The sequence below is a fragment of the Paracoccus sp. 22332 genome, assembly GCF_052045125.1.
GTDB lineage: Bacteria > Pseudomonadota > Alphaproteobacteria > Rhodobacterales > Rhodobacteraceae > Paracoccus > Paracoccus haematequi_A.
The window spans coordinates 1-8,338 of sequence record NZ_JBQEOI010000076.1 but is presented as its reverse complement, the minus strand read 5'-3'; the positions used below and the strand labels follow the sequence as shown (position 1 = coordinate 8,338).

The following is an 8,338-nucleotide window of genomic DNA, read 5'->3' as shown; positions in this document are numbered from 1 at the left end:
TTTGCGGCCCGCAACCAGTTCGCCATAATGTTCGGCGAGCGCTTCGACGCTTGAGTATCTGAAACCGCATGGAGCCGGTCAGATACACAAAGTTCAGGACACTCCCGCTGAAGCGGGGCTTTTATCTGGCCCTTTGGTCTCATTGGCTCCTCATGAAGCTCGTCGCCAGTCTTGGCCATCAGTTTGGTGGACGACCTGAATGGCAGAACGCTCATCCCGGCACATGCCTGGTGTTGGCGTTTCTTGTGCAGGAACGCTCGACGCTGCAGATCTGAAGACGGGTAACATCCCTGCTGCTCCATCCTGCAATCCGCGACACCAAGTCCATTACCACTGCAAGCTTGGTGATCAACTCCAACCCTGGTTCCAGAACCCCGCTGGCCCTTCATCCCGGCAGGTCCATACAGGTGATCATCAGGGTGCCGTCGCTCGAGAGCAATGGAACACCAAGCTGTCCATCTTGTTATTGCTTTCAGCCAATCACCAAGAGGATAGACGCAATGACGCAAAGATCAGGTTTCCCGGAAAAGAATGAGGATGCCGCATCTCCAAGCGAAGGAACGCCAGACCTGCGGGACGACACCATGAGCTTTGTTGAGAAGGCATCCACGCTGGCAAGCGATGCTGTGGAGGGTTTGCGAGGGTCTGTTCAAGAGGTCAGGGCAGCCGGACAAGACTACGCCGGAAAAGCATTGGACATAGGCAAAAGGAAAGCTGAAGAGGCTGCCTTTTATACTGAGTTGGGCTATGAAGAAGCAATCGACTATGTTCGGCAAAGACCGATTGCTGCCCTGAGCATGGCAATGGGCATCGGCCTTGTTCTCGGTCTTGCGACCGCACGCCGCTAATCACTGCCTGTAGCGTATTGCGTGAAATCCTTTCGGAGGCCCCTCTGATCCTTAATCCATAAGGATGGTTTTTTTTAGAGCGCTGATCAAAGCTCTCGACTAAAGAAGAGGCCCCGCACTTGCGGGGCCAAATCATGTGATCAAATCAAGCCTCAGGGCTTGCGATTGTCATAATCCCGGCTTCCCACTTCGGGGTCCAGACCTTGGCGGTTCGGCCCATCACGATCGTCGTCGATCTCGACTTCGGTGCGTCGGACGGTGTCCGAGACTGTTTCGCGGTGTGTTTCGCTGGTCTTGCGGAGTTCGATCTCCTCGACCACGCGGGCTTCCTTTTGAACGACCGCTTCTTCGCGGTATTCTTCAGCTTCGATCGTGCGGTCCTGGAAAGCAGTATCCGCGTTTGTCAGAGGACGGTCGACAGGCCGGCGCTCGACCTCAACTCGCTCCTCGCGCAGGTCGACGCTTTCGCTGACGGGCTCTTCGACGGTATAGGCGCGAACCCGGACACGGCCATGGCCGGTTTCGCGCTTGCCGACGCGAAGACGTTCCTCCACGATAGGGATCGTCTCGTCTCCGCGCAGATCCCGACCTTGCCGCAAGGACGCATCAGCGCCCGCGCTGTCCTCGTCAACATAGGAACTGTCCAGATCACCCGTTGCACCCGCACGGGCGCCATAGGCGGATGCCGTGCTGCCCGAGGCATAGCTGCTGGACTTGTAATCGCTCCAGCCCTCTGAGCGCCAGCTTTCTTCACGCTCTTCAAGATTGATGCTGCCTTCGTCGTCGAGAATATCCAGGGCGGTCTCGTAATCGGCCCCGGACAGCCCTGTCACGGTCACCAGATAGCCGCCGCGCGACAGCCCTTCGGCATAGGAATACCGATCTTCATCGGGAAAGAAGAAGTCCTCGAGACCATCCCAAAAACCTTTGTTGCGCTCTTCAACGGTGCCCGCGCGAGAAGCGGTGTCACTCCCCCCTGCCACTTGCCGGATGCGTTCCGAGGTTATCCCTGCCTGGCTCAGCCGCTCGACCGCGCGCTGCGCCTCGGCCTGGCTATCGAACATGGCAGAAACGGACAGCGTGCCGGAAGAACCGGATTCATTCTCATAGGTCATCTTGATCGTCCTTTTGGTATGGCTGTTCCAGATCGGCGGGCAAGCGCTCGATCTGGACGGTTTGGCGACGGGTTGTCGCGGGCACGTCAATTGTCTCTTTATGTTCGATACGGTGAACATGGATTTCTTCACGAAGATAGAGTTCGCGCGTGACAACCAGGCGCTCTTCGACCACAGGGATGATGGTCACTTCGCCTTCCGTCACGACGTCCGGGATTGTGTCGATCCGACGGTCCATCGGCACCCGGACCACATCAACCTCAACGCTCGCAAGGTCAGTTGGCAGGAGGTGGTTTATCTCCTCGGTTTGAGTGGCGATCCTGACACGACCGCTGACAACCCGCCGGGTCGAGACAGTGGCTGTTTCTTCAACAACGGGAATGAAATCGCGCTCTGTTTCGTCGGCCATTCTCGTCCCCGTCGTCAACGATGATCAACGGATAGACAGGAATTGCGTTCCGCAAATCTGACGCGATTTCGCGTAGCAATCGATCGGCAGGATGGGCTTTTCTGCTGTTCGGTCTCTTTTCAGGCGCGCGACGACAACAGGCATTATCTCCTCCCGATGTGATGCCTGAAAAGCGCCAGTAACCCCAGAGGGTTCATTCACTTTTCCGGATAGAGCCTTTTCACGATCATCGCCGCGGACAGGCCGAGAAGTGTCCCTGCAGCAATATCGATCGGGTAGTGCTTGGCACGCGGCACCTGAACACCTGCAATCAGGCTGGCTGCCAGGAAAGCCGGAACGGCCGTCTTTGGGATATCGGAGGCTATGATCGCTGCAACAGCGACAGCACCGGCGGTATGGCCGGAGGGGAAGGATGTATCGTGACCGCCCTCGGTTTCCCCAGGTTCGCAGACATAGTCCTCACCCTCCAGCATCACACCTGGTCTGGTGCGTCGAAACCGGTTCTTGATCGCCCTCTTGATGCTGTTTGCCAGCACATGGGCAGCCATCATCCGCACACCCGTTCGGGCCAGGTGGGGACGATCGGAGATGAGCCCGGCCGTCATGACGCCGCCACAAACCAGCGACAACGGGATCTGGTCCGCGATCTCGCTCACCAAGCCTAATGACGTGACAACCGGATGATGGCGATAGCGGCCAGCGTCCTGTGCGATAGACTTGTCGGCCTCCTCGATAGCCGTGATCGTGTCCGGGACTGACTGCTCATCGCTCTTGGTCATGCCGCTATCTTTTCCATGAGGGTTGCCGGTGATTGACGGCGCATAACCGACCTGCTTCTGGCCCGGTTCCGTCATCAAAAATCAAGCGCCCGCAAGGACGACAACGCTCGGATACGGTTTCCCCAGACAAATCAATCCTTATGAGCGAAAGCCATTGTGGTGGTGGGCAAGCCCACATCGGATCAATCTATCTGCACATTGGAACTCCAACGGATTTGCAGCCTTTCCCTTGGCAGGCTGCGAAGGACCTCTCAGATCATGGACCGTTTCGGACGATATGCCCTGGTGGCGGACGATGAGCCATTGATCCGGATGGATGTTGAGGCGATCCTGACAGAGGCGGGGTTTCAGGTGCTGACCGCTGCCGGAGCCGATGAGGCCCTGGACATCCTGTTCAGCCGCGGCCCGGAGATCGAGCTGCTCTTCACCGATGTCCAGATGCCGCCGGGAACAATGACCGGCTACGACCTGGCCCGGCGCTGCGCCGGAGACATGCCGCAAATCGCGATCCTGGTCGCCTCTGGGGCCCAGCGGCCTGAGCCCGACACCCTGCCTGAGGGTGCCCTGTTCCTTGATAAGCCCTTCAGTCCTGATCAGGTCCTGCGATGTCTATCCCAGCTTCTCCCCAACCGCTGACGACGAAAGCCAGCAGAATGGCCACGCCAGAGGACAGGGCTTTCCTCTGAACCCGCTTTCCCTGGCACGAACGATGTCCGCAGGACAGCGGCTAGGCCGTCCCAGCTCCCGTCGACACCGTGAACTGCGCTCCCTGAGCGGTGTTGATCGCCTCGACCGTGGCTTCCATCTGGCTGCTCAGCGAGACGATCAGGCGCATGCCGAGGCCTGCCTGGCTCCTCATGTCAAAGCCATCGGGCAATCCGCGACCCTGGTCTGCCACGACAAGCGTGAAGCCTTCCTTGTCCTGGCCTGGTCCGAAGTGAACCTGGATCGGGACAGGCTCGTCTCCGCGCCGTGCATGCTTCAGGGCATTGGTCAGAAGCTCGCTCGCAATCAGTCCGAGTGGCAGCGCCTGATCGATGGGCAGGAGCATCGTCATGGCCTCGACCGTGATCTGCGCGTTTCCAGAGCCCAGTGAGGATGCGATGTCTTGTGTCAGCCGCTGCAGGTATCCCCCGAACTCGACCGTATCCATGTTCGCCGAGCGGTAAAGCTGCTCGTGGATACGGGCCACGCTTAGAACACGGGTCGATGCCTCGGCCAGGGCGTCCTTTGCCTCTCGCGACGAGACGGCCCGCTCCTGCATGCGCAGCAGCCCCCCGACCATCGACAGGCTGTTCTTGATGCGGTGGTCGATCTCCCGGGATAGAAGATCCTTGTCGGCCAGGGCACGCCGCAGTCGCTCTTCCGCCAGGACATGGGTGGTGACATCCTGCACGATGCCGACCAGACGCACGGGGCGCCCTTCGGCAAAGGTCGTCCGTCCGTAGGCAGCAACCCAACGGGTGTCTTTGTCCGAACGGCGCAGGACGCGATACTGTGCTGCAGAACGTCCATCGCCCTGCGGGTCGAGCGCTTGATCGAGCGAGGCCTGCATCGCTGCCTGATCCTCGGGATGTATGCCCTCCGCGAAGGTCGCAAAGCTGACCGGCTCCTCGGCCCCAATGCCCCAGATGTCGCGGATGCGCCCGTCCCATTCGATTGTGCCGGTGACCAGGTCATGGTCGAAAAGCCCGAGCGCCGCCGCATCGACCGCAATGCTGAGGCGCTCCTCGCTCTGGGCCACGGCCTGCTCTGCAAGCTTGCGCTCGTGGATATCCTCGGTTGCGCCATACCACATCGCGATCCCGCCCCGCGCATCCTGCCAGGGATGGGCATGGCTGCGCATCCAGCGAAAATCGCCATTCGCCATGCGGACACGATGTTCGATGTCAAAGGACGTGCCCATCTCGATGGCGTCCCTCCAGGCCGAAAGGGAGGCAGAGCGATCATCGGGATGGATCGCTTCAAGCCAACCCTCTCCTTCCGCGTCCTGAAGCGTCAGGCCTGTCAGGTCGAGCCATCGCTCGTTGAACTCGACGATCCGGCCCTCCGCATCGGCCGCCCAGGGGATCTGCGGGTTGAGTTCGACCGCGCGCCGCAGATGGGCTTCCCGCTGGGCCAGTTCGCTGCCGAGTTCCTCGATCCTGCTGCGCGCTGCTTCCTTGTCGATCGCCACCCCGAGAGTATTGGCGAGCGCCTGCAGAAAATGGATGTCATGCGGATTGAACGCGCCAGGGTCACGGCTATCAGCTTCGAGAACCCCGAACGGCACGCCTTCGCCCTGGATGATCACGTTGACCGCGCGCTTGACCCCGTGATCCGCCATCAGCTTCGGGGTGCGGAAACGCTTTTCTTCTGAGAGATGGTTGGAAATCACCGGCTCGCCTGTCTTGAAGGCGTAGCCTGCGGGGCTTTCCAGATCCGCTCCGATCCGGGCATGTCCGACCAACCCGGGCCTCCAGCCGATCCCCGCGCGCAGAAGAAGAGCGTTCTCCTTGGGCAAGGGTTCGAGCACCTTTGCAAAGCCCACTTCAAGCCCATCCGCTGCAATGCGACACGCTTCATCCAGGATGGCTTGCAGCTTATCGTTCTTGAGCGCGAAGCGGCCGAATTCGGCAATCAGCGCCTGTTGGGCAAGACGCCGTTCAAGTTCAGGAACAGGCGGGTTGGAAGAGCCGTCGGTCGGGGTCTCTGCGATCATGACTGTTCCAATATCAACGAGAGAATACGGGGAACAAGAAGAGAACCCCGTATCCGCGTCAAGGGGTTTTCACAAGACGCCCTGTGTCGTGAGACTGCCCGGTCCGCGAGGGTCGTGTTCGGCGGCGCACAGGGTCGGCGCGGGAGTGCCCTCTTCTCGTGTTCGCCCGCTGGAGACGTCGCCTCGGGGGTGCGTATCGGACAGGACTTCCTCATGGATGGAGACCAGCCACCGGGTGATAAAGCTACCGGCGCGACACACAAAGATGGCAAGTCGCCAACACCTTGGAACCCTGCTTCAAGATGCGCATTTCGCTGCAACGGGCAGAGCCTGTAGGCTGCTCCAAGGGAAAGTTCAGATGACGGCACGACGAGCAGTTGCGATTATCGGCACAGGCCCTACCGGGATCTACAGTCTGAAACATCTGCTCAGCGCAGGGCTTCCGCTTGATGTCACGCTTTATGAGCGAGGTCCGCGCGCAGGGATCGGCATGCCCTATTCGCCGGAGACGGCCAACAAGTCGATGCTGGCCAATATCGCCAGCATCGAGATCCCGCCTGTCGTCAGCACTTACCTGGAATGGCTCGAGGCGCAGCCGTCGGCACGATTGGCATCCTATGGCCTCGACACAGAGGATCTGGACGACCGTCAGTTCACGCCGCGGCTTTTGCTGGGCGAATACTTCCGCGATCAACTGCTTGATCTCGTGCAGGACGCCCGGGCTGCGGGCCACAGGATCGCCATCCATGAAAACACCGAGGTTCTGGACATCGGAGCGGGTGAAGAGGGACTGACCGCGACGACCCTTGCTGTCCGGGATGGTCCGTTCGACCGGGTGATTGTCGCCACAGGACACGAGTTTCCCGACGCGGACGAGGCCACGCGGACCTACTTTCCCAGTCCCTGGTCAGGCCTGATCGAGGCGGCCATTCCTGCGGTCAGGGTGGGGATCATGGGAACCTCGCTCAGCTCGATCGACGCGGCAATGGCCGTGGTCAACCAGCATGGGCGGTTTCGCAGCAGGAATGGCGCGCTCCGTTTCGATCTGGATCCGGCCTCGTCCGACCTCGAGGTCGTTCTGATGTCTCGCACCGGCGTGCTGCCGGAAGCGGATTTCTATTGTCCCATCCCCTATGAGCCTTTGACGTTTGTCACCGGCCCCGCACTGGCGGCCTGTCTGAAATCCTCCAAGCCCCTTGATGCCGCTTTCGATCTGATCAAAGCCGAGATCACGCAGGCGGACCCTGCCTTCGCCCTGCGCCTCGGGTTGAAGGGCCTGACGGCCGACAGCTTCACGGATGCCTACTTTGCAAGCCGTGAAACCTCCGATCCCTTCGAATGGGCACGGCGCAACCTCCAGGAGGTCGAATACAACAAGGCACACAAGATCACCGTTGCCTGGCGCTATGCGCTGCTGCGCATGCATGAGGAGGTCGAGGATATCGTTGCCGATCTGCCAGAGACCGATCGCGAGCGGTTCGACAGCGGGCTGAAGAAGGTCTTTGTCGACAACTATGCTGCTGTGCCCTCCGAATCCATTCGCCGTCTGTTGGCTCTGCGAGATGCGGGCATCCTCTCCTTGTTGACGCTTGGGGAGGACTACGAGCTCGAACGCCAAGAAAGCGTCACCAGGATCACACGGCGTGACGGCCAGGTGGACACCTTTGAAGTCTTCATCGACGCCAGAGGACAAAAGGCGCTGACTTCCAAGGATCTGCCCTTTCCGAGCCTGCGGCGGATGCTTCTGGAGAACGGCCAGGAGATCCCGGAAGTGTCTCAGGATTACAGCCTGATCGAGGCTGGCCCTTATACGGGCCGTCTATGCCTCGCGGCCCTTCCATACCTGATGCATGACAGACCTTTTGTGCAGGGCATCACCGCATGCGCTGACATCGCCGGCGCCATTGCGGCGGGACTGACAACACGACGTCGGCGTCGTCTGGTCTCATAGACTTCGGGAAGATAGAGGTCGTTCTGATCTTTTCCACGACACTTCGATTTGAGGGATGACCATTCCACAGAGGGTCTTCCTTCTCTCGTTGATCTGTTGGACTTTGGCGCCTTCTGGTTTAACCGATGCGCCATGAAGTCCCTGTCTCGTCTCTCTCTTGCCGTTGCTACAATCCTGTTGCTGGTGGGCACGGGGCTGACCTGGACCATCTATCGCACAGAGGTTGCGGCCCAGCAGGCAGAGTTTGACGTCCTGGCGCAGAGGGCGGCGCGCCGGATCGAAATTAGGATCGAACAACATCTTGCTCTCCTGACGGCGACAAGGGCGTTTTTTGAAGTTCATCCCCGCTCCGGCGAGCGCGAGGTATTTGCCGCTTTTGTGTCGAAACTGGACCTCGATGGGCAGTATTCCGGACTGCAGGGGATCGGTTGTTGATTTCCACCCAGAACTGAGCCGGCATTTCCATCGAGAAGTGAGCCACCTCTGACTATGGATTTCCGGTCATTCAGTGGTCAAGGCGTGATTGTTCTCCTTC

At 59.8% G+C, this 8,338-nt stretch carries 9 protein-coding genes; 4 read left to right on the top strand and 5 right to left on the bottom strand.

The genetic code is table 11. The annotated features are described in order from the left end of the window. The coding region (locus ACTJI6_RS23140) for a hypothetical protein (protein ID WP_440804054.1) at nucleotides 1-215 on the bottom strand (215 nt) is incomplete at its 3' end. Between the two features lie 285 nt (nucleotides 216-500). Between ACTJI6_RS23140 and ACTJI6_RS23135 the strand changes: the two genes are divergently transcribed. Then, nucleotides 501-848, top strand: coding sequence for a DUF883 family protein (locus tag ACTJI6_RS23135; RefSeq protein ID WP_143809892.1), 348 nt, complete (start codon nucleotides 501-503; stop codon nucleotides 846-848). Nucleotides 849-1,000: 152 nt separating this feature from the next. Here ACTJI6_RS23135 and ACTJI6_RS23130 read toward each other — a convergent pair whose 3' ends face one another. The 3 genes from ACTJI6_RS23130 to ACTJI6_RS23120 form a co-directional block, all read right to left on the bottom strand. Continuing rightward, nucleotides 1,001-1,963 carry a YsnF/AvaK domain-containing protein gene (locus tag ACTJI6_RS23130; protein ID WP_440804052.1) on the bottom strand — a complete coding sequence of 321 codons (963 nt, stop codon included), beginning with the start codon at nucleotides 1,961-1,963 and terminating at the stop codon, nucleotides 1,001-1,003. Further along, nucleotides 1,953-2,372 (bottom strand): YsnF/AvaK domain-containing protein, encoded by a 420-nt coding sequence (locus ACTJI6_RS23125; RefSeq protein WP_440804050.1) that lies wholly within the window; start codon nucleotides 2,370-2,372, stop codon nucleotides 1,953-1,955. Before ACTJI6_RS23125 ends, ACTJI6_RS23130 begins: the two co-directional genes overlap by 11 nt. A gap of 197 nt (nucleotides 2,373-2,569) precedes the next feature. Next, nucleotides 2,570-3,151 carry a phosphatase PAP2 family protein gene (locus ACTJI6_RS23120; RefSeq protein ID WP_440804047.1) on the bottom strand — a complete coding sequence of 194 codons (582 nt, stop codon included), beginning with the start codon at nucleotides 3,149-3,151 and terminating at the stop codon, nucleotides 2,570-2,572. A gap of 258 nt (nucleotides 3,152-3,409) precedes the next feature. Here ACTJI6_RS23120 and ACTJI6_RS23115 point away from each other — a divergent pair, with 258 nt between their 5' ends. After that, complete coding sequence (locus ACTJI6_RS23115; RefSeq protein ID WP_440804045.1) at nucleotides 3,410-3,787, top strand: response regulator; 378 nt, start codon at nucleotides 3,410-3,412, stop codon at nucleotides 3,785-3,787. Between the two features lie 91 nt (nucleotides 3,788-3,878). Here ACTJI6_RS23115 and ACTJI6_RS23110 read toward each other — a convergent pair whose 3' ends face one another. Further along, nucleotides 3,879-5,852: a PAS domain-containing protein gene (locus ACTJI6_RS23110; RefSeq protein WP_440804042.1), complete on the bottom strand. Its 1,974-nt coding sequence runs from the start codon at nucleotides 5,850-5,852 to the stop codon at nucleotides 3,879-3,881. A 358-nt stretch (nucleotides 5,853-6,210) separates the two neighbouring features. On the opposite strand from ACTJI6_RS23110, the gene ACTJI6_RS23105 reads away from it, so the two are divergent. Both ACTJI6_RS23105 and ACTJI6_RS23100 read left to right on the top strand, forming a co-directional pair. Next, on the top strand, nucleotides 6,211-7,803 hold the full coding sequence (locus ACTJI6_RS23105; RefSeq protein ID WP_440804040.1) for an FAD/NAD(P)-binding protein: 1,593 nt from the start codon (nucleotides 6,211-6,213) through the stop codon (nucleotides 7,801-7,803). A gap of 132 nt (nucleotides 7,804-7,935) precedes the next feature. Then, nucleotides 7,936-8,238 (top strand): hypothetical protein, encoded by a 303-nt coding sequence (locus ACTJI6_RS23100; RefSeq protein WP_440804037.1) that lies wholly within the window; start codon nucleotides 7,936-7,938, stop codon nucleotides 8,236-8,238. The last annotated feature ends 100 nt before the right edge of the window (nucleotides 8,239-8,338 follow it).